We start from the raw sequence: 25,648 nt of genomic DNA on the forward strand, positions 1-25,648 counted from the left end.
CTTTGCGCCTGCCACAAGACCTTTCGATGATCGAACCCAAGCGCGTATTGCGTGCCCTCGCCGAACACTGGAGCTTGCTCGAACCGCTTTGCGAGCATTTTGACCAGGGCACCCTGAGCCTTATCGAGTTACGCAAGCAGCTGGCCCTGCAACTGGGGGATGGCAGCCCGACCGACGTCACTGCCCTGCTCGACCAGTGGATCCGTCTGGACATTCTGGTGCCGGTGGCGAAAAGCCCCAACCGTTTCGAGCTGAATGCGCAGATCCACGACTTTCTCGCCTACCTGCGCCGCGAGCACCGTCTGGGCCTGTGCCTGGAAATCGAGGCCTACCTGCGGCATCTGGAACGCCTGGCCGGGCATATCCTGGATGCCTTCGAGGTGCGTGACGCCCACGATCTGGCACGCCAGTTGCGCCTGCTGGATATGCGCGTGCGCGATGTCCTGAAGAAACTCGCCAATGACGAGCAGGCGCTGGTCGCGGTGGCCGAGCGGGCCAAGACCAGCGAGCGGCAAATTCCTCTGCGCCAACGTTATGCAGAGGTGCTGGCGACCTGGGATGAATACGTCGAACCGATGATCCAGCTGGTAGCCGCCGATGGCGCCTTCGAGCAGGGCGTACACCGCGTAGAGCAGGTGCTGCTACAGCTGCTCGGCGAGCAGCAGCGCCTCGGCCAACTGGTGGATGATGACTTACTGCTGCGCACCCATGCGCGCATTCTGGAGATGCAGGGTACTGCCCAGTTGACCCTGCGCCGCGCCCGCGAACTACTGCTGCCGCTGCGCGAGGAAGCGCGCCGGCATAACGCCGTGACCCGCGGTGCCGCCATGGCCCTGGCCGCGATCCGCCGCAAGGGCCTGGATGCGGTGCCGCAGGCCGCATTGCCACTGTTCAGCCGGCCGCAAAGCAACTTTCTCGGCAGTGCCAGTCAGGTCGAGGCCTATGTCTACGCCCTGGCGCGCTTCGAAGCCAAACCCAGCCGCTTCCCCAAGGCCAGCGGCAAACGCAGCAACGAACCCGGCCGCGCACCGCGCAGCGCCCGGGAAATGCTCGAACGCTGCGAACAGGCCCTGCCGCTGCCGGACCTGATGCTCTGGCTGCTGCAACAGGAACCCGATGGGGCTACTGATGAGCTGCTCTACTGGTTCTCCCGCCTGAGTCGCGACAGCCGCTTCCGGCGTGAACGACTGCAGCGCCGTGACTACCTGACCCGCGAGCATCAACTCAGCCTGAGCTCCTATGCCCTGGCGGGCCAGCCATGAAGCCCGACCTCTTCGCCGTACTGCCTTCTGCCGTGCATGGCAGAAGGCAGTACGCAGCCTGCAACCGAGTACACGCATGAATATCGACTTGAAAGAACTCAGCCAGCTGTCAGCCATCTTTCGCGAGCTGTTCAAGGGTTATCACCTCAGCCGCCGCGATGCCGAACTGTACAGCCAGCTGAACAACCTGCAGGACCAGTACCGTGCGCTGTTCAAGGCGCTCGGCTATGAACTGGTGTGCGATAGTCGCGGCTACTACTACTTCGTCCCCGAACAGATGGGCGCCCAGGTAAACAAGACCGCCCAACGCCTGGCGCTGTTCACCTTCATCCTCATCGAACACCTCGCCGACCAGGGCCGCGATCCGCTGGCAGTGCTCGATGGTGGCAGCCTCGGCCGTGATGAACTACCGCCACTGCTAGAGAAATACCGTGAACTGCTACTGCAGGCGGAAGTCAGCAACCTCGACGAACTGGAAGACAAAATCCTGCGGCGCCTGACCCAGCTCGGCTTCGCCGCCGAGGACAACGGCAGCCTGCGTTTCCTCGCGCCGATGCACCGCTTTCTGGATGTCTGCCTCAGCGTACAACAGGATCGTGATCTGGCCGCCAGCCTGCACAGTGCCGAACCGCTACCGGCGCCACAATTGATGGACGAGGATGACGACGAACTGGCACTGGCCCGCGCCATTGCCGAAGAACAGGCACTGGAGGCCAGAATATGAGCCAGACCCGTTACGGCATCCGCCGCTTTGCCCTGCTCAACACTGCCGGATACAGCCTCGGCCTTTTTCCGCTGGAGCACCCCTTGTCGGTGTACGGCGCCAACAATCTGGGCAAGAGTGCCTCGATCAACGCCCTGCAATTCCCGATCCTCGCGCGCATGTCCGACATGAGCTTCGGCAAATACAGCCTGGAACAGTCACGCCGTTTCTATTTTGCCAGCGACACCAGCTACATCCTCGTCGAAGTCACCCTGCCCCACGGTTCCCACGTGATCGGTGTTGTCGGACGCGGGCCCGGCGGCGGCTTCGGCCATCAGTTCTTTGCCTATCAGGGCGAACTGGACCTGGCCCATTACCAGCACAATGGCAGCTGTGTACGCCAGCGCGAACTGTTCGCCAACCTCGATCAGGCCGGTATCCATGCCTGGGAGCTGAAACCGGAAGAGCTGCGCAGGCTGCTGGTCGGCGGGCACACCAGTATCCCGCTGGACCTGACCCTGATCCCGCTGCGCTCCACCAGTGAACAGAGCCTGAAGACTTTCCGTGCACTGTTCATCAACCTGCTGCACATGCGCGAAATCACCGCGGCCAAACTGAAACAGTTGTTCCTTGATGCCTTCGAGCACAGCCTGCGCTCGGGCAGCGTCGATTACATCGCTGCCACCGAGGAGGCCTTCCGCGATGTACGACGCATGGAGCAGGATTATCAGGCGCTGGTCGGCGCCGGTCCGCTGATCGAGGCGCTGGCCGCCGGCGTCAGCCAGCGCGACCTGCTGCGCGGTAAACTGCATCGTCTGTCACCGCTGCTGGATAACCTGCTGGGCAGCTGGCAGGACTACGCCGGTGCACGCCGTGACGAACTGCTGGCGCAGCACGAGCACTACCGAGCCGAGCAGGACGGCCTGCAACAGGAGCAGCGTGTCGGCACCCATGAGCTGATGCGTCTGGAGCGGGAGCTGAGCGAACTGCAGCGCTGGCTCGCAGAACTGGCGGCGCTGAAGAACCGCTTCGCCCTGGTCAACGACGTGCAGATTCTCGAGCAGCAATTGCTGGTCGCCAAGGACGCCCATGACGAACTGGCCGGTGCTCTGGCACAGGCCCGGCAGTTCTCCAGCGAAGACCTTGACGAACGTCTGCGCGAGCTGGAGAAACGCCTCAAGTCAGTCAGGCAGCAGCTCGACCACGCCGACAACAATAGCTATGCGCGCTTGCGAGAAGAGTTCTCGCAAGCGGATGTCGATCGCCTGATGCGCCTGTTCAATGGCCAGCTGTTCAGCCTGCCGCTGGGTGAGAAAGGCCTGCAGCTGGATGACAGCGGCGCCTGGGTAAAAGCCGTTGAACACATCCTGCACGGTTTCAAGGGCGAGCACTTCGAATTGTCCGGGCTGAGCATCGACCTCAGCCATATAGAGCCACCGGCGCTGCAGGCGCTAGCCGACCGCGCCGCCCTGCGCGACCAGCGCGATCGTCTGGAGCGCGAGCTCAAGCAACTGAAGGTGCAACAGGCCGTGGCCGCCGACCGCACGGCCAGCAAGGCACAGAGCGAGCAGCTGTATCAGGCCGTGCTGGACGCGCAAAAGGCTCTCGAGGACTTCCGCCGCTGCCAAACCTTGAGCCGCGAAGAAGCCCGCAAACTGGAGCAACTGGAACAACTGGAAGCCGCGCAAGACCAGCTGCAGCGCGCCAGTGACGCTTTTGCCGAGCGGGTACAGCAGATTTCCGCCCGCGTACAACTGGTCAGCCGGCAGCTGGCCGATCTGGAAGCCAAACAGCGCACTCTGGATGACGCCCTGCGCCGCCGCCAGCTGTTGCCCAGTGATCTGCCCTTCGGCACGCCGTGCATGGAGGCCTTCGATGATTCGCTGGAGAACCTGCTGCCACTGCTGAATGACTACCAGGACAACTGGCAGGCATTGCAGCGCATCGACGGGCAAATAGAGGCGCTGTATGCCCAGGTCCGCCTTAAAGGGGTGGCCAAGTTCGACAGCGAAGACGATCTGGAACACCGCCTGCACCTGCTGATCAACGCCTACGCCCATCGTCAGGACGAAGCCCTGACCCTGACCAAGGCACGCCGCGCCGCAGTCACCGACATTGCACGGACCCTGCGCAATATCCGCAGTGATTACGACAACCTGGAACACCAGCTGGGACTGTTCAATCGCGAGATCAACCGTCGTCAGGTCTCAAACCTGGAAAGTTTCCGCATCACCCTGGCACCCAATCGTGAAGCGCTGCGGCATATCGACCAGATAATCCACAGCGCCGGCCAGTATGAACAGGGTGAAACCCTCTCGGTATTCGACCTGCAACAGGGCGGCAGCGAACAGGATGCACGCAACGAAGAAGCCAAGGAGTTTCTCGGCCGTCTGGTGGCGGCCAACAATAACCAGCTGGGATTGAAGGATCTGTTCGAGCTGGCCTTTGAAATCACCAAGGTCGGCGGTACACCCGTAACCCACACCGACATCGATGGTGCTGCCTCCAACGGCACGACCATGACCATCAAGGCGCTGACCAACATGTACCTCTTGCTGCACCTGATGGACCGCGAACAGGCCGGCCGCGTACGCCTGCCCTACTACCTCGATGAAGCGGCCGACATTGATGAGCGCAATCAGCAAGCGCTGATCGAAACCAGCCTGCAGCTGGGTTTTGTGCCCATTCTGGCTTCGGTCAAACCGCAGGTTTCGGCCCATGTGGCGATTGATCTGGAAGCCGGCAACGGCCCTGGCGGAATCTATATCGACGAAGCAGACTGGAAGTACATCCAGCGCCGCGAAACAGCTGGCCAGAAACTTGCCGAACCTGCTTGAAGCCATGACCGAGTGAAACAGGGCGCATAGGCGTCCTGTTTCAGTGCTGGCTGCTAGGTAACATCCGCCTCGGCATTATCCCAGATCAGCCGCGGGTCGAATGCCACGGCGGCGAGCATGGTCAGCACCACCACACTGCAAAACGCTACCGCACCAAAACCGGCTTCGATGGTAGCCAGGTTGCCGAACTTCACCAGCGCCACCAGGATGGTGATAACGAATATATCCAGCATCGACCAGCGGCCAATCCATTCGATAAAGCGATACATCAAAGTGCGTTGACGCGCTGACAGCGGTTGCTTGCGCTGTATCGAATAAAGCAGCAGACCAAGCCCGACCAGCTTGAAGGTCGGAACCAGAATACTGGCCACGAAAACCACGATAGCAATCGGCATCATGCCGTAGTTTATAAGCTCGATAACCCCGGACATGATGGTGTCCGGCTGGCCCTTGCCCAGTGAATAGACGGTCATTATCGGCAGTACATTGGCCGGGATATACATGAGCGCGGAGGTCAGCAGCAAGGCCCAAGTCCGTCTGAGACTGTCCGGCTTGCGGGCATGTAATTGCCCGCCGCAACGCTCGCACAACTGATCGTGCCCCTGCTCATCGCTTTCAATCTGTCGATTCAGCTGATGGCACTCCCCGCAGATATAAATGCCGGCATCAATGGTTCGCATGCGCATCCCCTCCTGCCAGCTCTTCCCATATCTGATGGGGTTCCATCGTCACTTCGAGCCAGACCTGAACCAGCAGCAAGGCAACAAAACAGAACAGGCCAACACCGAGACTGGGCTTGGCAATATCAATCAACTTGACCATCGACACCAGGATTCCCATCAGATACACCTCCAGCATGCCCCACTCCCGCATGTGATGGTAAATCCGGTACAGATACAAACCGTAGGAGCGGCCAATATCCAGACGAATGCTCAACAACACCAGAAACTGGATCAACAGTTTGAACAGCGGTATGACCATGCTGGAAAGAAACACCACCACAGCGATGGTCTGCAATACCCCGCCAGCTTCATACAAGCTGAGCACACCACTCCACACGGTATCCAGTGAGGACTGGCCGAGAACATTGATCTGCATAATGGGAAAAAAGCATGCCGGTACATATAGCAGCAAAGCTGCAACCACCAGTGCAAGGCTGCGCTTGACCACCTGGTTATTGTGACGAAACAGCTCATAACCACAACGCGGACAACTGGCACGCTCGCCCATAGCCAACTCTGGCTTGCGCATCAGCAGGTCACACTCATGACAGCCAACCAACTGCTCCAGCGGCAAATCGGCTAGCTGATTGCTACCGGCGGCGTCTGTCATGCTATCCCCTGCGTGGTGTTTGTCTGCTGTCGTTAGGTGGCGCAACGGGCCCGATTATAAACCCAACAGGCAAAAATAAACCCCCGACCAGTTACCTGATCGGGGGTTTGGTATAGGTGCTTGACGATGACCTACTCTCACATGGGGAGACCCCACACTACCATCGGCGATGCGTCGTTTCACTTCTGAGTTCGGGATGGGATCAGGTGGTTCCAACGCTCTATGGTCGTCAAGCAATTTTGCTGGGGAGTCGCTGTTTAGGTCGCTTCCCCGAATCGGGTATGTGATAGAAGCCGGTATTGCGTGTTACTTGCAAATTTTCGGCTTTGTGTCGACTTCAACCGTCTGACACGCAAACAGCAAATTGTTTGGGTGTTATATGGTCAAGCCTCACGGGCAATTAGTATTGGTTAGCTCAACGCCTCACAGCGCTTACACACCCAACCTATCAACGTCGTAGTCTTCGACGGCCCTTTAGGGAACTCAAGGTTCCAGTGAGATCTCATCTTGAGGCAAGTTTCCCGCTTAGATGCTTTCAGCGGTTATCTTTCCCGAACATAGCTACCCGGCAATGCCACTGGCGTGACAACCGGAACACCAGAGGTTCGTCCACTCCGGTCCTCTCGTACTAGGAGCAGCCCCTCTCAAATCTCAAACGTCCACGGCAGATAGGGACCGAACTGTCTCACGACGTTCTAAACCCAGCTCGCGTACCACTTTAAATGGCGAACAGCCATACCCTTGGGACCGGCTTCAGCCCCAGGATGTGATGAGCCGACATCGAGGTGCCAAACACCGCCGTCGATATGAACTCTTGGGCGGTATCAGCCTGTTATCCCCGGAGTACCTTTTATCCGTTGAGCGATGGCCCTTCCATACAGAACCACCGGATCACTAAGACCTACTTTCGTACCTGCTCGACGTGTCTGTCTCGCAGTCAAGCGCGCTTTTGCCTTTATACTCTACGACCGATTTCCGACCGGTCTGAGCGCACCTTCGTACTCCTCCGTTACTCTTTAGGAGGAGACCGCCCCAGTCAAACTGCCCACCATACACTGTCCTCGATCCGGATAACGGACCAGAGTTAGAACCTCAAAGTTGCCAGGGTGGTATTTCAAGGTTGGCTCCACGCGAACTGGCGTCCACGCTTCAAAGCCTCCCACCTATCCTACACAAACAAATTCAAAGTCCAGTGCAAAGCTACAGTAAAGGTTCACGGGGTCTTTCCGTCTAGCCGCGGATACACTGCATCTTCACAGCGATTTCAATTTCACTGAGTCTCGGGTGGAGACAGCGCCGCCATCGTTACGCCATTCGTGCAGGTCGGAACTTACCCGACAAGGAATTTCGCTACCTTAGGACCGTTATAGTTACGGCCGCCGTTTACCGGGGCTTCGATCAAGAGCTTCGCTTGCGCTAACCCCATCAATTAACCTTCCGGCACCGGGCAGGCGTCACACCCTATACGTCCACTTTCGTGTTTGCAGAGTGCTGTGTTTTTAATAAACAGTCGCAGCGGCCTGGTATCTTCGACCAGCGGGGGCTTACGTAGTAAATACTTCACCCTCACCGGCGCACCTTCTCCCGAAGTTACGGTGCCATTTTGCCTAGTTCCTTCACCCGAGTTCTCTCAAGCGCCTTGGTATTCTCTACCCAACCACCTGTGTCGGTTTGGGGTACGGTTCCTAGTTACCTGAAGCTTAGAAGCTTTTCTTGGAAGCATGGCATCAACCACTTCATCATCTAAAAGACGACTCGTCATCAGTTCTCGGCCTTGAAATCCCGGATTTACCTAAGATCCCAGCCTACTACCTTAAACACGGACAACCAACGCCGTGCTGGCCTAGCCTTCTCCGTCCCTCCATCGCAGTAACTAGAAGTACAGGAATATTAACCTGTTTCCCATCGATTACGCTTTTCAGCCTCACCTTAGGGACCGACTAACCCTGCGTCGATTAACGTTGCGCAGGAAACCTTGGTCTTTCGGCGTGGGTGTTTTTCACACCCATTGTCGTTACTCATGTCAGCATTCGCACTTCTGATACCTCCAGCCAGCTTCTCAACTGACCTTCACAGGCTTACAGAACGCTCCTCTACCGCATCACTTACGTGATACCCGTAGCTTCGGTGTATGGTTTGAGCCCCGTTACATCTTCCGCGCAGGCCGACTCGACTAGTGAGCTATTACGCTTTCTTTAAAGGGTGGCTGCTTCTAAGCCAACCTCCTAGCTGTCTAAGCCTTCCCACATCGTTTCCCACTTAACCATAACTTTGGGACCTTAGCTGACGGTCTGGGTTGTTTCCCTTTTCACGACGGACGTTAGCACCCGCCGTGTGTCTCCCATGCTCGGCACTTGCTGGTATTCGGAGTTTGCATCGGTTTGGTAAGTCGGGATGACCCCCTAGCCGAAACAGTGCTCTACCCCCAGCAGTGATACATGAGGCGCTACCTAAATAGCTTTCGAGGAGAACCAGCTATCTCCGGGCTTGATTAGCCTTTCACTCCGATCCACAGGTCATCCGCTAACTTTTCAACGGTAGTCGGTTCGGTCCTCCAGTTAGTGTTACCCAACCTTCAACCTGCCCATGGATAGATCGCCCGGTTTCGGGTCTATACCCAGCGACTAAAGCGCCCTATTAAGACTCGCTTTCGCTACGCCTCCCCTATTCGGTTAAGCTCGCCACTGAATATAAGTCGCTGACCCATTATACAAAAGGTACGCAGTCACAGAACAAAGTCTGCTCCCACTGCTTGTACGCATACGGTTTCAGGATCTATTTCACTCCCCTCTCCGGGGTTCTTTTCGCCTTTCCCTCACGGTACTAGTTCACTATCGGTCAGTCAGTAGTATTTAGCCTTGGAGGATGGTCCCCCCATATTCAGACAAAGTTTCTCGTGCTCCGTCCTACTCGATTTCACTTCTAAGACTTTTTCGCGTACAGGGCTATCACCCACTATGGCCGCACTTTCCAGAGCGTTCCGCTAAAATCAAAGAAGCTTAAGGGCTAGTCCCCGTTCGCTCGCCACTACTAAGGGAATCTCGGTTGATTTCTTTTCCTCAGGGTACTTAGATGTTTCAGTTCCCCTGGTTCGCCTCTTGTACCTATGTATTCAGTACAAGATAACCATCTTGTGATGGCTGGGTTCCCCCATTCAGACACCTCCGGATCAAAGTCTGTTTGCCGACTCCCCGAAGCTTTTCGCAGGCTACCACGTCTTTCATCGCCTCTGACTGCCAAGGCATCCACCGTATGCGCTTCTTCACTTGACCATATAACCCCAAGCAATCTGGTTACTGTCTCAAACGTGAAGACGACATTCGCCGAAAATTTGCAATATTAGAGAACACGCAAATTTTACCTTGACGCAAACAATCACCAGTGAAAGAGATTGCTTGGTCTTTTTACTTCTATCACATACCCAAATTTTTAAAGAACAGTCTGGCGCAAAGACCAGAACTCAACACCCCAACCCTTCCAGGTAGATGCTCAGTTCTGAGCTTTCAGCGATTGCAGAGTAAATGGTGGAGCCAAGCGGGATCGAACCGCTGACCTCCTGCGTGCAAGGCAGGCGCTCTCCCAGCTGAGCTATGGCCCCATCTAATGACCGGCCACATCCCATGACAATTGGTGGGTCTGGGCAGATTCGAACTGCCGACCTCACCCTTATCAGGGGTGCGCTCTAACCAACTGAGCTACAGACCCAATCGTCTTACTCTCGGGCTGTATTACCCAATCGCTTTTCGCAAGTGAATCAAGCAATTCGTGTGGGTACTTATGAAGAAGCCGATGTCTTCGATTAAGGAGGTGATCCAGCCGCAGGTTCCCCTACGGCTACCTTGTTACGACTTCACCCCAGTCATGAATCACTCCGTGGTAACCGTCCCCCTTGCGGTTAGACTAGCTACTTCTGGAGCAACCCACTCCCATGGTGTGACGGGCGGTGTGTACAAGGCCCGGGAACGTATTCACCGTGACATTCTGATTCACGATTACTAGCGATTCCGACTTCACGGAGTCGAGTTGCAGACTCCGATCCGGACTACGATCGGTTTTGTGGGATTAGCTCCACCTCGCGGCTTGGCAACCCTCTGTACCGACCATTGTAGCACGTGTGTAGCCCAGGCCGTAAGGGCCATGATGACTTGACGTCATCCCCACCTTCCTCCGGTTTGTCACCGGCAGTCCCCTTAGAGTGCCCACCATTACGTGCTGGTAACTAAGGGCAAGGGTTGCGCTCGTTACGGGACTTAACCCAACATCTCACGACACGAGCTGACGACAGCCATGCAGCACCTGTGTCAGAGTTCCCGAAGGCACCAATCCATCTCTGGAAAGTTCTCTGCATGTCAAGGCCTGGTAAGGTTCTTCGCGTTGCTTCGAATTAAACCACATGCTCCACCGCTTGTGCGGGCCCCCGTCAATTCATTTGAGTTTTAACCTTGCGGCCGTACTCCCCAGGCGGTCAACTTAATGCGTTAGCTGCGCCACTAAGTTCTCAAGGAACCCAACGGCTAGTTGACATCGTTTACGGCGTGGACTACCAGGGTATCTAATCCTGTTTGCTCCCCACGCTTTCGCACCTCAGTGTCAGTATCAGTCCAGGTGGTCGCCTTCGCCACTGGTGTTCCTTCCTATATCTACGCATTTCACCGCTACACAGGAAATTCCACCACCCTCTACCGTACTCTAGCCATGCAGTTTTGGATGCAGTTCCCAGGTTGAGCCCGGGGATTTCACATTCAACTTACATAACCACCTACGCGCGCTTTACGCCCAGTAATTCCGATTAACGCTTGCACCCTCTGTATTACCGCGGCTGCTGGCACAGAGTTAGCCGGTGCTTATTCTGTCGGTAACGTCAAAGTAGCAACGTATTAAGCTACTACCCTTCCTCCCAACTTAAAGTGCTTTACAATCCGAAGACCTTCTTCACACACGCGGCATGGCTGGATCAGGCTTGCGCCCATTGTCCAATATTCCCCACTGCTGCCTCCCGTAGGAGTCTGGACCGTGTCTCAGTTCCAGTGTGACTGATCATCCTCTCAGACCAGTTACGGATCGTCGCCTTGGTGAGCCATTACCTCACCAACTAGCTAATCCGACCTAGGCTCATCTGATAGCGTGAGGTCCGAAGATCCCCCACTTTCTCCCGTAGGACGTATGCGGTATTAGCGTCCGTTTCCGAACGTTATCCCCCACTACCAGGCAGATTCCTAGGCTTTACTCACCCGTCCGCCGCTCTCAAAGGAAGCAAGCTCCCTTCTACCGCTCGACTTGCATGTGTTAGGCCTGCCGCCAGCGTTCAATCTGAGCCATGATCAAACTCTTCAGTTCAATACTGATCGGGTTTTGAGAAAACCCTAAACTTGGCTCAGCAATCGCAAATAAAACTATGATTTCTCGCAGTGATACTTGTGTTGCTGACAATCATTCGACGATCAGTCTTACCCCACAAGCACCCACACGAATTGCTTGATTCAAATTGTTAAAGAGCGTTTGGAGGAGACCTTCGCCTCAACCAAGGCCGCGCATTCTACAGCAGCCTCTACATCCGTCAAGCACATTTCGAAGAAATTTTCGTTTCATCTCAACCGCTTGCAACTCCCGACTACTTGCCAAGGGCCGGTAGCGGGAGGCGAATTCTACAGGAGTGGAAGAGACTGTCAACACCGAAAATCAGTGTTTATCAGAACTATTTACAGCAGCCCCCACTTCAGCTGGAAACTTATTCCGGACCCGCTTGCTTCAGAGGGGATTGCTCCCTCGGTCATTCACAGCTGACGCTTATTACGCTTGCGCAAACGCAGCAGATATTGCACAGGCCCAGAGGCCGCATAAGCCAGAAACGCCAGCAACAGGATCCGCGCCGGATCACTGAAAACCACCGCGAAGCCAAGCACAATGGCAAGAATCGCAACGAATGGCACCCGCCCCTTCAAATCAAGCTTCTTGAAACTGTTGTATTTGAAGTTGCTGACCATCAACAGGCCTGCCGCCGCCACCAGCAAAGAAAAAAACATCACCACCAGAATCGGCAGATCATCCCCCGCCAGCCCTTTTTCGGGTAGTGTCGATACAGCCCAAACCATTCCGGCAACCACACCGGCAGCGGCAGGACTGGCCAACCCTGTAAAGAAGCGGCTATCGGCGATACCTATCTGGGTATTGAAGCGCGCCAATCGCAATGCTGCACAGGCGACGTAGATGAAAGAGATCGCCAGACCGACATTGCCCAGCCCTGAAAGCGCCCAGGTGTACGCCAACATTGCCGGCGCAACACCGAAAGCCACCATGTCGGACAAGGAGTCGTATTCTGCGCCGAATGCGCTCTGCGTATTGGTCATCCGCGCCACTCGACCATCCAGACTATCCAGCACCATAGCCACAAATACGGTTATCGCGGCCACTTCAAACTTTCCATTAACCGCACTGATAATCGAAAAAAATCCTGCAAAAAGGTTGGCCGTGGTGAACAGGTTCGGCAGCAGGTACACCCCGCGATGGCGCACCTTCTGGCCATCCGCGTCTTGCCCCTCCTCTACATGCTCATCAAATGGCAACATCCTCTCGGCATCTGAGGCTTTTGCGGACTCTTCGGGACGTTCGTTCATGAACAGCACCTTGCTACGGATTGGGAAAAATTCGGTTTACACAACTGCGCCGGGATTTATCTATCCAGCACCAGCAATACAGCTTTATACCAGAAGCAGACTACAGACATAAAAAACGCGGCCTTGGCCGCGTTTTCTCATACCTGCAAGAAACTCAGTTCTTGGCCTTGTCGACGATCTTGTTCGCCGAAATCCACGGCATCATCGAGCGCAGCTTCTCACCTACCACTTCGATACCGTGCGCCGCATTGTTACGACGGTAGGCAGTCATCGAAGGATAGTTTGACGCTCCTTCCAGAATGAACATCTTGGCGTACTCGCCATCCTGGATACGCTTGAGGGCGTTACGCATGGCCTGACGCGACTCGGCGTTGATCACCTCAGGACCGGTGACGTACTCACCGTATTCGGCATTATTGGAAATCGAGTAGTTCATGTTGGCGATACCGCCTTCGTACATGAGATCCACGATCAGTTTCAGCTCGTGCAGGCACTCGAAGTAAGCCATTTCAGGCGCATAACCAGCCTCGACCAGCGTTTCGAAGCCGGCCTTGACCAGCTCGACGCAACCACCGCAAAGTACGGCCTGCTCGCCGAACAGGTCGGTCTCGGTTTCATCCTTGAAGGTGGTTTCGATGATGCCGGTGCGGCCACCGCCAACACCAGAGGCGTAGGACAAAGCCAGATTCTTGGCATTGCCGGAAGCATCCTGGAAGATCGCGACCAGATCAGGAATGCCGCCGCCCTTGACGAACTCGGAGCGCACGGTATGGCCGGGGGCCTTGGGGGCGATCATGATTACGTCGAGGTCAGCACGGGGCACAACCTGATTGTAGTGAATGGCAAAACCGTGGGCGAAAGCCAGGGTGGCACCCTTCTTCAGGTTCGGCTCGACTTCGTCACGGTACAGACGACTCTGGAACTCATCCGGCGTCAGGATCATCACCACATCAGCAGCAGCAACAGCCTCGGGAACACTCTTCACGGTCAGGCCATGGGCTTGCGCCTTGGCGACTGTGGCCGAGCCCGGACGCAGACCGACCGTCACATCCACACCCGAATCCTTCAGGTTGCACGCGTGAGCATGGCCCTGCGAGCCGTAACCGATGATTGCGACTTTCTTGCCGCGGATGATCGAAAGATCACAGTCTTTGTCGTAATACACTTTCATGGATATTCCCCTATTTGACCGCCAGGCCAGTTGTAGATGGTTTAAATGCTCAATACCTTGTCGCCACGGGCAATGCCGGTGACACCGCTGCGGACCGTCTCCAGAATCGAGGCAGTACCAATCGCCTCAAGAAAGCTGTCCAGCTTGTCTGTCGTACCTGTTAACTGAATGGTGTAAACGCTGGTGCTGACATCAACCACCTGTCCGCGAAAGATATCCGTGGTGCGCTTGATCTCGGCGCGCTGGGCGCCGGTCGCCTTGACCTTCACCAGCATCAACTCACGCTCGATGTGGGCGCTTTCAGACAGATCCACCAGCTTGACCACTTCGATCAGCTTGTTCAGGTTTTTGGTGATCTGTTCGATTACCTCATCCTGCCCGACGGTGGTCAGGGTCAGACGCGACAAAGTCGCGTCTTCGGTCGGCGCCACCGTCAAACTCTCGATGTTGTAGTTACGCTGTGAAAACAGACCGACCACGCGGGACAGTGCGCCCGGTTCATTTTCCAGCAAAAGCGAAATTATGTGTCGCATGCTCAGGTCCGCTCCGTTTTGCTCAGCCACATGTCACGCATTGCACCGTCTTTGATCTGCATCGGGTAAACGTGCTCACTGGTATCCACCGCAATATCGAGGAACACCAGACGATCCTTCATGGCAAAAGCCTCTTCCATCTTCGGCTTGAGATCTTTCAGCTCGGTAATGCGCATGCCGACATGCCCATAGGCTTCCGCCAGCTTGACGAAGTCCGGCAACGATTCCATATAGGAGTGCGAATAGCGGCTGCTGTACTGCATGTCCTGCCACTGGCGAACCATGCCCAGGGCACCGTTGTTCAGGTTGACGATTTTCACCGGCAAGTCGTACTGCAAGCAGGTAGACAGCTCCTGAATGTTCATCTGGATACTGCCCTCACCGGTAACGCAGGCCACATCGGCATCCGGGAAGTTGAGCTTGATACCCATCGCCGCCGGAAAGCCGAAGCCCATGGTGCCGAGACCACCGGAGTTGATCCAGCGATTCGGTTTGTCGAAGGGGTAGTACTGCGCAGCAAACATCTGGTGCTGGCCCACGTCGGAAGTCACGAACGCATCACCGCGGGTCACTTCGCTCAGGGTTTCGATCACGGTTTGCGGCTTGATGATCGAGCCATCACCCATGTCGTACGGGAACATCTTGCGGCCCGCGCGCCATTCCTCGATCTGTTTCCACCAACTGGCCAGCGCGTCTTTGTTCGCCGGCTCACCAATGTCTTTGACCGCCGCAACCATCTCGGTAAGCACACTTTCTACCGGCCCGACGATCGGAATATCGGCCTTGATGGTTTTCGAGATTGAGGCAGGGTCGATATCGATATGGATGATCTTGGCATTCGGGCAGAACTTGCCCGCACCGTTGATCACCCGGTCATCGAAACGCGCACCGACGGCCAGAATCACATCAGCATGGTGCATGGCCAGGTTAGCGGTGTAGCTACCGTGCATACCCAGCATGCCAAGGAACTGGCGATCCGTACCCGGAAAAGCGCCCAGCCCCATCAGGGTATTGGTGACCGGCAGGTTGAGTAATTTGCCCAGCTCGGTCAGCGGCGCCGAAGCACCACCGAGGATCACCCCGCCACCGGCGTAGATGACCGGCCGCTTGGCCGCCAGCAGGACTTCGGCCGCCTTGCGGATTTGCCCGGAGTGTCCACGCAGGGCCGGGCTGTAAGAGCGCAGCTTGGCTTTTTTCGGGTAGCTGTACTCGAACTTCTGGGTCGGATCACCCATATCCTTCGGAATATCAACCACTACCGGACCAGGGCGGCCGGACTCAGCCAGATAGAAGGCTTTCTTGATGACCTCGGGAATTTCCGACGGATGCTTGATGATGAAGCTGTGCTTCACGATCGGCCGGGAAATACCGACCATGTCGGTTTCCTGAAACGCATCAGTTCCGACCAGAGCGCTGGGCACCTGACCGGAAATAACCACCATCGGAATCGAGTCCATATAAGCAGTAGCAATACCGGTTACGGCATTGGTGGCGCCCGGCCCCGAAGTCACCAGCACTACGCCGGCCTTGCCGGTAGCGCGGGCATAGCCGTCCGCCATATGAGTGGCAGCCTGCTCATGACGCACCAGAATGTGCGAAATAGCCGGTTCCTTGAACAGCGCATCGTAAATATGCAGAAGGGCACCGCCCGGGTACCCATAGATGTACTTAACGCCTTCGTCGCGCAATGAGCGAACGACCATTTCAGCGCCGGATAAAAGCTCCACGTTGTGCACCTCTAAAATCGCCAGAATACCGTCCGCACCGAACGGCTATCGAATAGGTTGACTGCCAGACAGCAAGCATGGACGACGGATGGTCGCCGACTACGTCAGCTACTGAAAAAGCAAGTACTGGGAGTACTCCAAAGTGTTGCGGAGGACTCCCACCCAGCGCGAGGTAACGCGTTGCGGGTGAAACGGATCGGTGCGGGTAGGCACCTGCAAGTAGCTAAAGCACTTTGAAGAACCAAAGCTATCGAACCATTAATTGTTCCGATTCAGGCAGTTGAAGTCAAGTTCTTGTGCTACCGATATCCACCTTTCACTTGGCGCAAAGCTGCTCCGCTGCGAGCTTTGCGCCTCCTGCCAGTCTGTCCCGAGCGCAGAAAAACCGAATCCGGATTTAGGCCGAAAACCATTACACTCGGCAGAAACCCGGAATATTCCCGACAACAAAGCTAAAGTGGCCTGAAAAACAGCCCTGACAGCTCAAAACAAGCAGAACACCATGCGACGAATAATCAATGCCTTCGTGAACCCCCTACTGACTTGCAGCACACTGTTTGTGGCATTCCAGGTCCACGCGCTGGCGATGCCCGATCCGCTGGCGGGCCAGCACTTCAGCCCGGCAACGCAGATCACCAGGGACAATCTGGAAAAGCTTGCGCCCGCCTGGATCCATCAGAGCGGGGATCTGGCCAGCGATCCGCAATCCCTGCGTAACAGCGCCGGACAATCCACGCCCATCCTGCTGCCAGAGGAGGCCGGTGAATCACTGGTCTACTGCACCCCGTTCAACCGGGTGATTGCCCTGGACCCGGCGACCGGAAAAGTCCGCTGGGAATCTGATCCGAAGATCAATCGGGACAACACCCGGCCATTCCGTTGCCGCGGCGTCAGCTATTGGAGCGTGCCCGACAGCAGCGAAGTAAAGAGCTGCCGCCAACGCATCTATTCCCTGACTGCCGATCGCCGGCTGATCGCACTGGATGCCCACACGGGATCCCGCTGTGAGGATTTCGGCAACGGCGGAGAAGTCGCGCTGGCCGAACACGGCCTGTTCAAGCCCGACGAAGTGGCCAGCAGTTCACCCCCGGCCATTGCCAATGGTGTCGTGGTGGTCGGCTCGTCAGTGATCGACTTCGCACTCGCCGAAGCGCCGCGTGGCGTGGTCGCGGCCTATGACGCCATCAACGGAAAACAGCTGTGGAAATTCAACCCCCTCGAGGGCATAGCCCACACGGGCGGGGCGAATGTCTGGGCCCCCATCGCCATTGATGCACAGCGTGACCTGGTCTTTCTGCCGACCAGTGCGCCATCGCCCGACTACTACGGTGTACTAAGACCGGGCGACAACCGGAATGCCAATTCAGTGGTCGCGCTGCAACTATCCACCGGCAAGCAGGTCTGGGCTTTTCAGCACTCCCATCATGACTTGTGGGACTTCGACACCCCTGCCCAGCCGATTCTTTTCGACTGGCAAGGCGCGGACGGCCCCGTTCCGGCACTGGCCCAGGTCACCAAACAAGGCTTTGTCTTTGTTCTTGACCGGACTAGCGGGAAACCCTTGCTGCCGGTTGCGGAGCGTCCGGTTGCAGCCAGCACCATTCCGGGTGAAATCACCGCGCCCACCCAACCGTTCCCGATCAAGCCGCCACCACTGATGCCGATTTCACTGAGCCCGGACGATGCATGGGGGCTTACTTTCTGGGACCGGCAGAAATGTCATGAAAAAATTGCCGGACTGAACAACCACGGACTGTTTACGCCGCCTTCGGAGCAACCCACGCTGATGTTTCCCGGCAGCATGGGCGGTGCCAACTGGGGTGGTGGCGCCTATCTGGCAGCACAGAATCTGCTGATGGTGAACGTGAACGTTCTGCCGTTCGTTGGACAACTGCTGAAAAACGCCGAAACCACCGCCACCCGCGATCATCCGACCGCGGGACAAACCATGCACGTGACCATGAAAGGCACGCCTTACACCGTAGCCATTGGCGCACTGATGTCGCCGCTGGGCATTCCCTGCAATCCGCCTCCCTGGGGTCGCCTGGTCGCGGTTGATCTGGCAAAGGGTGAAATTGTCTGGAGCGTTGCCCTGGGTTCAGTGCATGAAATGGGCCCGGTAACCGCCCCGTTCCGCATTGAATGGGGAACACCCAATATTGGTGGCGGACTGGTCACTGCCAGCGGTCTGATGTTCATCGGCGCCACCATGGATCGTACCTTCCACGCCTTTGACTCTACGGATGGCCGCGAACTCTGGCGTTATAAACTGCCGGTGGATGCCACTGCCACCCCGATGAGCTATGTCTATCAGGGCCGTCAGTACATCGTCATCAACGCCGGCGGCCATGCCATGTTCAGCCGGCCTGCAGGTGATTACCTGTATGCCTTTGCCTTGCCCGAATAAAACTTTTACTGAAGGCCGGTCTCTGCTGCAAAGCAATTGCCGGCCTGAAATGCCCGGATAGCGCTCGAGAAAAGCGCACTGGTTTAGATTTTTCGCAGATTTAAATGCAATAACGCCAGAGCCTGATGAAGTTCAACAGCTTTTGGTTATAGTAATCCCGTATACAGCAGCTACCTCAAGGAACCCGCATGCGCCGCATCATCCTTCTTGCCAGCTTTTCGCTTGCCCTGTCCAGCCAGCTCATGGCCAGCCCGATTTACCAATGGGTGGATGCCAACGGGCAATCTCACTTCGGCGCCCAACCGCCACAGGGCGTCCAGGCAACCCTGGTAGATACCGGAACCGGCAACGGCACGGGCAAAATCGGCTTACCGCCGCCTTCTGACCTACCCAAGCTGAAGGACGAAAGAGACGCCGATGCGCAGAAAAAGATTGATGCGGAAGTCAAACAGAAAGTCGCCAAGCAGCAAGCCGAACTGAAACAGTATTGCGACTCGCTGCGCACCAATCTCGCCCAGCTCGAAAACAATCCGCGACTGAACGTCGAGGAGAACGGTCAACCACGTCGTTTAACCGAGCCCGAGCGGCAGGCAAAAATTGCCGATGCGCAGAAACAGATCAAGGAAAACTGCAATTGATGCGCAGCTGAGCTACTCGCTGGCGCCGGAGATCAGCCGATCAAAAGCGCCCAGCAACTGCAACAACCCGGCGACCTGCCCCGGTCGATCTGCGTAGACCATTTCAGCCATCTGCTGAATACCCGACACCGCCGGCAAAGGATGCCCCTGCTCGATGATGTGTTTCATGCGCGGCAAAAATATCCACTGCAACCACTGATCGAAATCCAGGGTATCCACGCAGAACGGTTCCTGACTGGCCAGATCTTCCTGTGCCGGCGACTCCGCCGACCACCAGCCAAGCACATGCAGCTCGCGCTCGATCAACAGCAGGTGATCCGCCAGTTGCGGTACGCGTGTATCCATCAGAGTGTAACTCTGGCCCGCTCACGCGCCTGCGCAGCACCCTGCGGATCACCCTGCTGCTCGCGTGCCCGGGCAATTAACTCCCACAGACTGGCCTGCAACTGCGGGCGTCCACCCGCATAGGTCAGGCCACGTCGGGCCAGTTGTTCGGCCTGGGCCGGGTCGCCCTGGGCAAGACGAACCTCCGCCAGCCGGTACAACACCTGCGGCTCGCGCGGGGCTATTCGTTGTGCACGCTCAAGGCTCGATGCCGCACCATTCAGATCACCACTGCCCTGCTGTTGCTGGGCGGTAGTCAGCAAAGCCAGCACCGGCCCATCCAGCTGCTCGTCAGCACTCAGATTGCCCCCGGACGGAATGCCGGAAACCGGCGCTGACGACGGCACAACCGGCATCCCGTAACCGCCAACCGGCAGCGGCTCACTGCCCGACATCACCGGTTGAGCTGTAACCGCTGAACCGGAGGGCGCCGGAAACGTCTGGATCGGCGCCGAACTGCTGCCACCCGGAACCATAACCACCACGCCGGAATCCTGCTCGACAGCCTGCCCGTCCGGTATCGAACTGCTGGCGCCCCCGGCAGACAGCGGGCCACCGGCATCAACCACAGGAATTGCTCCGCGCTGTGCACTGGCACAGCCTCCCAGCAGCACGACACAAACGGCCAATGCGCAAACCCGATTCTTATTCACATGCAATCCTCATAAGGTCACTCAACCCAGCCACGCACCCAGTCCATCACGGACTCTACGGGAGCGGTCAGGCCACAGGGTGTGCCGGCTGCCGGCTGGCTGCCCCGAATATAGGGCATCTGCACAGCATTGGTACAACTCGGATCCGAGCCCTGACCGGTTGTGCCATCAATCCATGCCTGGGTCACATTATCCGGCAGCGGCATATCCAGCGACACCGGCTCAGCCTTGCGCATGAAACTGGTCCAGACCTGCAAGGCTCCGGTGGCCCCGGTCAGCGGGGTTTTGCCATTGTCGTCACGGCCCAGCCAGACCACTGCGAGCAGGTCCTGGCTAAACCCGGCAAACCAGCTGTCGCGCGAGTCGTTGCTGGTACCGGTCTTGCCTGCCACGATCAGCGAAGCCGGCAACTGGTTATAAACCGAACGCCCGGTACCTTCGCGCATCACTCGCTGCATGGCATTTTGCAACAGATAAATGGCACCCGGATCAAAGCGCTGCTGGATCTGGATCGGATAGCGTTTGAGCGGCTCGCCATCGGCAGTCAACACACTGCGAATAGCCCGCAACGGCGTATTGAATCCGCCATTGGCGATGGTCTGGTACATCCCGGCCACCTGTAACGGGCTCAGCCCGCCGGCACCCAGCAGCATCGACGGATAGGCAGGCCAGTCCTGCTCGACACCCAGACGCCCCAGCGAGTTGAGCACTTTGGGCACGCCCAGTTCGAGGCCCAATTTGGCAGTCGACAGGTTGTAGGAATTCGCCAGCCCCTGATAAAGAAAGATATCCCCATGGGCCTTGCGGTCATAATTTTGCGGCTTCCAGACCTGACCATCCTGGCCTTTGACGGAAAACGGCTCATCGAGCAGATGGCTGGTCAAGGTGTACTGGCTCGGGCGCTCCAGAGCGGTCAGGTAGACCGCCGGCTTGATCAGCGAGCCTATCGGCCGCACCGCGTCCACTGCACGGTTGAAGCCGGCAAAGCGCGGATTCCGGCTGCCAATCAGCGCCTGCACTTCGCCCGTTTCCGGATTGGTCACCACCATGGCCGCTTCGACTGCGTCGACACCCTTGCGCGAGCCCAGGCGCTTCAGCGTCTCGGTCAATGCCGACTCCGCCTCGGTCTGGCGGATCGGATCGAAACTGGTAAAGATGCGCAAGCCTTCTTCGGTGAGGTCCTGTTCCTGATAATCCTCGCGCAACTGGCGCTTGATCAGATCCATGAAGGCCGGATAGGAGGTATTGGCCAAGGTACCGCGCTGGGTCACGCCGAGCGGCTTCTTCTTCGCTGCCTCAGCCTCGTCAGGAGTGATGATCTGCTGCTCGGCGAGCAAATCCAGCACCAGATTGCGCCGCGCCAGTGCCCTTTCCGGATAGCGGCGCGGGTTGTAATACGAAGGCCCCTTGACCATGCCTACCAGCAAGGCAACCTGATCCAGCTTCAGCTCCGAGAGCGGCTGACTGAAATAGTACTGGCTGGCCAGACCAAAGCCGTGAATGGCGCGCTGGCCGTCCTGCCCGAGAAAGACTTCATTGAGGTAGGCTTCGAGAATTTCCTGCTTGCTGTAATGCAGTTCCAGCAACAAGGCCATCAGTGCTTCGGTTGCCTTGCGCGTCAGACTGCGCTCGTTGCTCAGGTAGAAGTTCTTGACCAACTGTTGCGTCAAGGTACTGCCGCCCTGGCGCACTCCGCCGGCAGCGGCATTGACCCACAGTGCCCGGGCGATCGATTTGGGCGATACCCCCAGGTGTTTGTAGAAATCCCGATCCTCGACCGCCACCAGCGTTTCCAGCAGATAGATCGGTGCCTGATCCAGCTGGATCAGTACGCGATCCTCATTGTGCGCAGGGTACAGGCCGCCCATCAGCAGGGGTTCAAGCCTGGCAACGGCGAGTTTGCCGCCATTGGCGCGGCTCAACTCAGCCACATAATTGCCGGAGAAGCGTACGCGGACCCGTTGTGCCGGTTCCGCCCCTTCATAGAACATGAAGCCGCGCGTGCCCAGCTCGATGTTATTGCCGGCAACCGAAACCGTACCCGGACTGCTGACCGAGGTAACACGCCGGTAACCCAGAGCCTCCAGTTCGGTCAGAAAATCCTGCTTGTCCAGTTTCAGTCCGGCAAACAACTCCAGCGGCCGCGCATACACCTTGGCCGGCACCGTCCAGCGCTTGCCGGAAAACTTCTCCTGCACCACGGCATCGAAATACACCATCAACCCGGCCAGCAACACGCTGCCAACCAGGGCGAGTTTGAACAGCCAGCCCAGCCAGCCGCGCGAAGCGGCAGGCTTGCGCCTGGAGCGGGCACGGGGCGAGCGCGACGGGTTTGGGGAGCGGGATCTGGTCATGGCGGCGCATTATACGCACTTTGCCGCATGCCAGCAGGCAAGGCCGTGCGGTTTGCAGCGCCGGCAACAATCGCCATAATGCTGACCTCAAAGAGCCTCGACGCAAGGATTTACCGTGAGCCAGTCCCTGATAGCCGCATTGCAGAACCCGGCCCTCTATCCGCACCCGGTAGACCGCTTTCAACTGATCGAAACCCATATCTCCTGGGTTCTGCTCACCGGACCCTACGCCTACAAGATCAAGAAGCCGGTGAATTTCGGTTTTCTTGATTTCACTTCGTTGCAAGCGCGCCAGCACTTCTGTAATGAAGAGCTGCATCTCAACCAGCGCCTGACCCATGGCCTCTACCTGCAGGTATTGCCAATCACCGGCAGCGCCGAAGCGCCACAGCTGGACGGCAGCGGCCCGGTTATCGAATACGCCCTGCAAATGGCCCAGTTCCCGCAAAGCCAGCTGCTGACCAATGTGCTGGCACGTGGCGAGTTGCTGCCCGAACATATCGACGACCTGGCGCGGCAGATCGCCAACTTTCACCTGCATACACCCAGAGTGCCGGCAGACAATCCGCTGGGCAGCGCTGCAGCGGTCATGGCTCCGGTACGGCAAAACTTCGAGCAGGCCCGCAGCATGCTCGATCAGGACACCGACCTGCAGCAACTGGCAGCGCTGGAAGACTGGGCCGAAATCACCTTTGCCCGCCTGCAACCCCTGCTCGAGCAACGCAAGGCCGAAGGATTCATTCGCGAATGCCACGGCGACATTCATCTGGGCAACGCCACGCTACTGGAGGGCAAGGTCGCCCTGTTCGACTGCATCGAGTTCAATGAACCGTTCCGCCTGATCGACATCGTCTGCGATGCCGCCTTTCTCGCCATGGATCTGGAAGACCGCGGTTTGCACGCACTGTCGCGGCGTTTCATCTGCCTGTGGCTGGAACACACCGGTGACTATGCCGGCCTGGAACTGCTGAACTTCTACAAGGCCTACCGGGCCATGGTGCGGGCCAAGGTCTGCCTGTTCAGCCTGGCGCATCAGGCTAGCGATGAAGAACGTCAGGCCACCCTGCGCCAGTACCGCAGCTATGCCAATCTGGCGGAAAGCTACAGCACTATACCCAGCCCGTTTCTGGCGATAACCCACGGGGTCTCGGCGGTGGGCAAAAGCCATGTCGCCATGCGTCTGGTAGAAGATCTCGGCGCCATTCGGTTGCGCTCGGATGTCGAGCGCAAGCGCCTGTTTGGCGAGCAGCAGGACAGCACGCCGGGCCAGCTGGGTACCGGCATCTATAGTGCCGACTCCAGCGCCATCACCTACCAGCGCCTGCACCGGCTGGCCGCCAGCATCCTGCATAGCGGCCTGCCGGTGGTGATTGATGCCACCTACCTCAAGCAGGAGCAGCGCGAGGCCGCCAGACTCACGGCCGAAGCGGCCGCCGTGCCAATGCTGATTATCGATTGCCATGCACCACAAGCAGTGATTGCCCGGTGGCTGGCCCAGCGCACTGCGCAAGGCAGTGACCCCTCCGATGCCACCATGGAGGTGATCGAGGCACAACAGGCCAGCCGCGAAGCGCTGACTGCAGACGAGCTGCTTTATAGCGGCAAAATTGATACCAGCGACCAGGCCAGCATCGACAGCCTGACCGCGCGTATCGAGCAGCATCTGCACGGGCAATAAACCGGCATTGCCGATGGTTACGGCGCTGCAGAAACAACTTCTATACTCCCCCGTGGATACCTCCGCGGGATGCCGGGCATGATTCGTACCGAAGATCGTCAAGCAAGCGCCGCCGGCTCGCCGGCTGGCGGGTTCGTCACAGCGCCTTACCGAGCCCGCAAGGCGCTCACCCAGAGCCGGTCTGGGCGCACATGAGCGATGTAACCCGGCTGTTCGGCGAGCGCGCCAGCGGCTATGCCAGCTTCCGCCCACAATACCCCTCTGCACTCTTCGACTGGCTTGCTGCCAGGAGCCCGCAACAACAACGCGCGCTGGACATCGCCTGCGGCAATGGCCAGGCCAGCCAGCCACTGGCAGCACGCTTCGAACAGGTACTGGCCTGCGACAGCAGCGAGCAACAACTGGGAGAAATCAACTGCGCCAGCGCGCTGCAGTTGTTTGCCGCCGATGCCCGTCATCTGCCGCTGCAGTCCGCCAGTCTGGACCTGATCACCGTGGCCCAGGCGCTGCACTGGTTTGCCGACCCGGCGTTCTTTGCCGAAGCCCGCCGCTGCCTGAGAGCCGATGGGCTGTTCTGTGCCTGGTGCTATGGACTGATGCAGATCAATCCGGCAGTCGATGCACTGGTCAGGGAACTGCATGGCGAGCTGCTCGCTGGTTACTGGCCAGCCGGTCGGGCTTGTGTCGATAACGGCTATCGCGACATTCACCCGGATTTTCCGCGAATCCGGGTACCGGACTTTGCCATCCAACTACACTGGAGCTTCGAACACCTGCTCGGTTACCTGAGAACCTGGTCCGCCGTGCAGCGCTGGGAGCAGCAACACCAACAGGATCCGGTGAGTATGTTTCAGCCTGCCCTGGCCAGCGCATGGGGCGATATCCGCCAGCAACTTCTGGTGCGCTGGCCACTACACTTCGTTGCAGGCTATCCGGGCCTTTGATGGCGGTACATGCATAAACAGCTCAAGGGGGCCCGATGCACGATGAATTGCAGGACCTGAAAAATCTCGGCAAAACTTCCGCCCAATGGCTACACGCGGTGGGCATTCACAACGCCTCCGACTTGCGCCGGCATGGCGCCGTATCGGCTTATCAGGCCGTCAAGGCGCGGGGCTTCAGTGCCTCCAAGGTGCTGCTGTATGCCATTGAAGGCGCCTTGCTGAATGTCCACTGGAACCAGCTTTCTCCAGGCATCAAGGCGGAACTCAATCAGCAACTCGATGGAGTTTCGCCGAACAGCAACAAGCGCTAGCTCACAACCCGCACCGACAAGGATTTACGAAGTGTCTGGTGGCGCTTATTGTTAGCCACACTGTTGTGCCAGACACCTGTCAGCCCGTTCAAGGAAATAA

General features: G+C 57.7%; 17 protein-coding genes, 2 tRNA genes and 3 rRNA genes. 8 read left to right on the plus strand and 14 right to left on the minus strand.

The features are described from left to right. Window positions 1-26 precede the first annotated feature (26 nt). The 3 genes from mksB (at window position 27) to mksF (ending at window position 4,802) form a co-directional block, all read left to right on the plus strand. Complete coding sequence (gene mksB / locus BLT89_RS12675) at window positions 27-1,262, plus strand: Mks condensin complex protein MksB (protein ID WP_090198999.1); 1,236 nt, start codon at window positions 27-29, stop codon at window positions 1,260-1,262. A gap of 76 nt (window positions 1,263-1,338) precedes the next feature. Next, window positions 1,339-1,986 carry an Mks condensin complex protein MksE gene (mksE, locus tag BLT89_RS12680; protein ID WP_090199001.1) on the plus strand — a complete coding sequence of 216 codons (648 nt, stop codon included), beginning with the start codon at window positions 1,339-1,341 and terminating at the stop codon, window positions 1,984-1,986. After that, the gene (gene mksF / locus BLT89_RS12685; protein ID WP_090195976.1) at window positions 1,983-4,802 is read left to right on the plus strand and encodes an Mks condensin complex protein MksF; all 2,820 of its coding nucleotides are present in this window, start codon (window positions 1,983-1,985) and stop codon (window positions 4,800-4,802) included. Before mksE ends, mksF begins: the two co-directional genes overlap by 4 nt. Window positions 4,803-4,855: 53 nt before the next feature. Here mksF and BLT89_RS12690 read toward each other — a convergent pair whose 3' ends face one another. The 11 genes from BLT89_RS12690 to BLT89_RS12740 all read right to left on the minus strand — a co-directional run bounded on the left by BLT89_RS12690 (window position 4,856) and on the right by BLT89_RS12740 (window position 16,179). Further along, a complete protein-coding gene (locus tag BLT89_RS12690) occupies window positions 4,856-5,482 on the minus strand; it encodes a paraquat-inducible protein A (protein WP_090195978.1) in 627 nt (208 codons plus the stop codon). Then, the gene (locus tag BLT89_RS12695; protein WP_090195981.1) at window positions 5,469-6,134 is read right to left on the minus strand and encodes a paraquat-inducible protein A; all 666 of its coding nucleotides are present in this window, start codon (window positions 6,132-6,134) and stop codon (window positions 5,469-5,471) included. The genes BLT89_RS12690 and BLT89_RS12695 overlap by 14 nt, the downstream gene beginning before the upstream one ends. A gap of 118 nt (window positions 6,135-6,252) precedes the next feature. Next, window positions 6,253-6,368: ribosomal RNA gene (gene rrf, locus BLT89_RS12700) — 5S ribosomal RNA — on the minus strand. A 145-nt stretch (window positions 6,369-6,513) separates the two neighbouring features. Continuing rightward, window positions 6,514-9,406 (minus strand): 23S ribosomal RNA (locus BLT89_RS12705). Between the two features lie 250 nt (window positions 9,407-9,656). After that, window positions 9,657-9,732 (minus strand) — tRNA-Ala (locus BLT89_RS12710). A gap of 30 nt (window positions 9,733-9,762) precedes the next feature. Then, window positions 9,763-9,839: transfer RNA gene (locus tag BLT89_RS12715), tRNA-Ile, on the minus strand. 95 nt (window positions 9,840-9,934) lie between these two features. Beyond that, a 16S ribosomal RNA gene (locus BLT89_RS12720) occupies window positions 9,935-11,471 on the minus strand. The 16S, 23S and 5S rRNA genes sit together here with 2 tRNA genes alongside, the layout of an rRNA operon. Before the next feature lie 437 nt (window positions 11,472-11,908). Continuing rightward, on the minus strand, window positions 11,909-12,748 hold the full coding sequence (pssA, locus tag BLT89_RS12725; protein WP_090195983.1) for a CDP-diacylglycerol--serine O-phosphatidyltransferase: 840 nt from the start codon (window positions 12,746-12,748) through the stop codon (window positions 11,909-11,911). A gap of 154 nt (window positions 12,749-12,902) precedes the next feature. Further along, window positions 12,903-13,919 (minus strand): ketol-acid reductoisomerase, encoded by a 1,017-nt coding sequence (gene ilvC, locus BLT89_RS12730; RefSeq protein WP_090195985.1) that lies wholly within the window; start codon window positions 13,917-13,919, stop codon window positions 12,903-12,905. 41 nt (window positions 13,920-13,960) lie between these two features. Next, complete coding sequence (ilvN, locus tag BLT89_RS12735; protein WP_090195988.1) at window positions 13,961-14,452, minus strand: acetolactate synthase small subunit; 492 nt, start codon at window positions 14,450-14,452, stop codon at window positions 13,961-13,963. Window positions 14,453-14,454: 2 nt separating this feature from the next. After that, complete coding sequence (locus tag BLT89_RS12740; protein ID WP_090195991.1) at window positions 14,455-16,179, minus strand: acetolactate synthase 3 large subunit; 1,725 nt, start codon at window positions 16,177-16,179, stop codon at window positions 14,455-14,457. Between the two features lie 502 nt (window positions 16,180-16,681). Between BLT89_RS12740 and BLT89_RS12745 the strand changes: the two genes are divergently transcribed. Together BLT89_RS12745 and BLT89_RS12750 are read left to right on the plus strand one after the other, a co-directional pair. Beyond that, window positions 16,682-18,586: a pyrroloquinoline quinone-dependent dehydrogenase gene (locus BLT89_RS12745; RefSeq protein WP_090195995.1), complete on the plus strand. Its 1,905-nt coding sequence runs from the start codon at window positions 16,682-16,684 to the stop codon at window positions 18,584-18,586. Window positions 18,587-18,774: 188 nt separating this feature from the next. Beyond that, window positions 18,775-19,224: a DUF4124 domain-containing protein gene (locus BLT89_RS12750; protein WP_090195998.1), complete on the plus strand. Its 450-nt coding sequence runs from the start codon at window positions 18,775-18,777 to the stop codon at window positions 19,222-19,224. A 12-nt stretch (window positions 19,225-19,236) separates the two neighbouring features. Here BLT89_RS12750 and BLT89_RS12755 read toward each other — a convergent pair whose 3' ends face one another. The 3 genes from BLT89_RS12755 to mrcB are packed head-to-tail and all read right to left on the minus strand — an operon-like array spanning window position 19,237 to window position 22,615. Then, on the minus strand, window positions 19,237-19,569 hold the full coding sequence (locus BLT89_RS12755) for a YqcC family protein (protein WP_090196000.1): 333 nt from the start codon (window positions 19,567-19,569) through the stop codon (window positions 19,237-19,239). Then, window positions 19,569-20,261 (minus strand): tetratricopeptide repeat protein, encoded by a 693-nt coding sequence (locus tag BLT89_RS12760; protein WP_090196002.1) that lies wholly within the window; start codon window positions 20,259-20,261, stop codon window positions 19,569-19,571. The genes BLT89_RS12755 and BLT89_RS12760 overlap by 1 nt, the downstream gene beginning before the upstream one ends. Window positions 20,262-20,278: 17 nt before the next feature. After that, window positions 20,279-22,615, minus strand: a complete 2,337-nt coding sequence (mrcB, locus tag BLT89_RS12765) for a penicillin-binding protein 1B (RefSeq protein ID WP_090196005.1) — start codon at window positions 22,613-22,615, stop codon at window positions 20,279-20,281. Between the two features lie 115 nt (window positions 22,616-22,730). Between mrcB and BLT89_RS12770 the strand changes: the two genes are divergently transcribed. The 3 genes from BLT89_RS12770 to BLT89_RS12780 all read left to right on the plus strand — a co-directional run bounded on the left by BLT89_RS12770 (window position 22,731) and on the right by BLT89_RS12780 (window position 25,548). Next, complete coding sequence (locus BLT89_RS12770; protein ID WP_090196008.1) at window positions 22,731-24,293, plus strand: bifunctional aminoglycoside phosphotransferase/ATP-binding protein; 1,563 nt, start codon at window positions 22,731-22,733, stop codon at window positions 24,291-24,293. A 191-nt stretch (window positions 24,294-24,484) separates the two neighbouring features. After that, complete coding sequence (locus BLT89_RS12775; protein ID WP_090196010.1) at window positions 24,485-25,237, plus strand: class I SAM-dependent methyltransferase; 753 nt, start codon at window positions 24,485-24,487, stop codon at window positions 25,235-25,237. Between the two features lie 35 nt (window positions 25,238-25,272). Further along, window positions 25,273-25,548: a TfoX/Sxy family protein gene (locus BLT89_RS12780; protein WP_090196013.1), complete on the plus strand. Its 276-nt coding sequence runs from the start codon at window positions 25,273-25,275 to the stop codon at window positions 25,546-25,548. Window positions 25,549-25,648 lie beyond the last annotated feature (100 nt).

The organism is Pseudomonas pohangensis, assembly GCF_900105995.1.
Taxonomy (GTDB): domain Bacteria; phylum Pseudomonadota; class Gammaproteobacteria; order Pseudomonadales; family Pseudomonadaceae; genus Aquipseudomonas; species Aquipseudomonas pohangensis.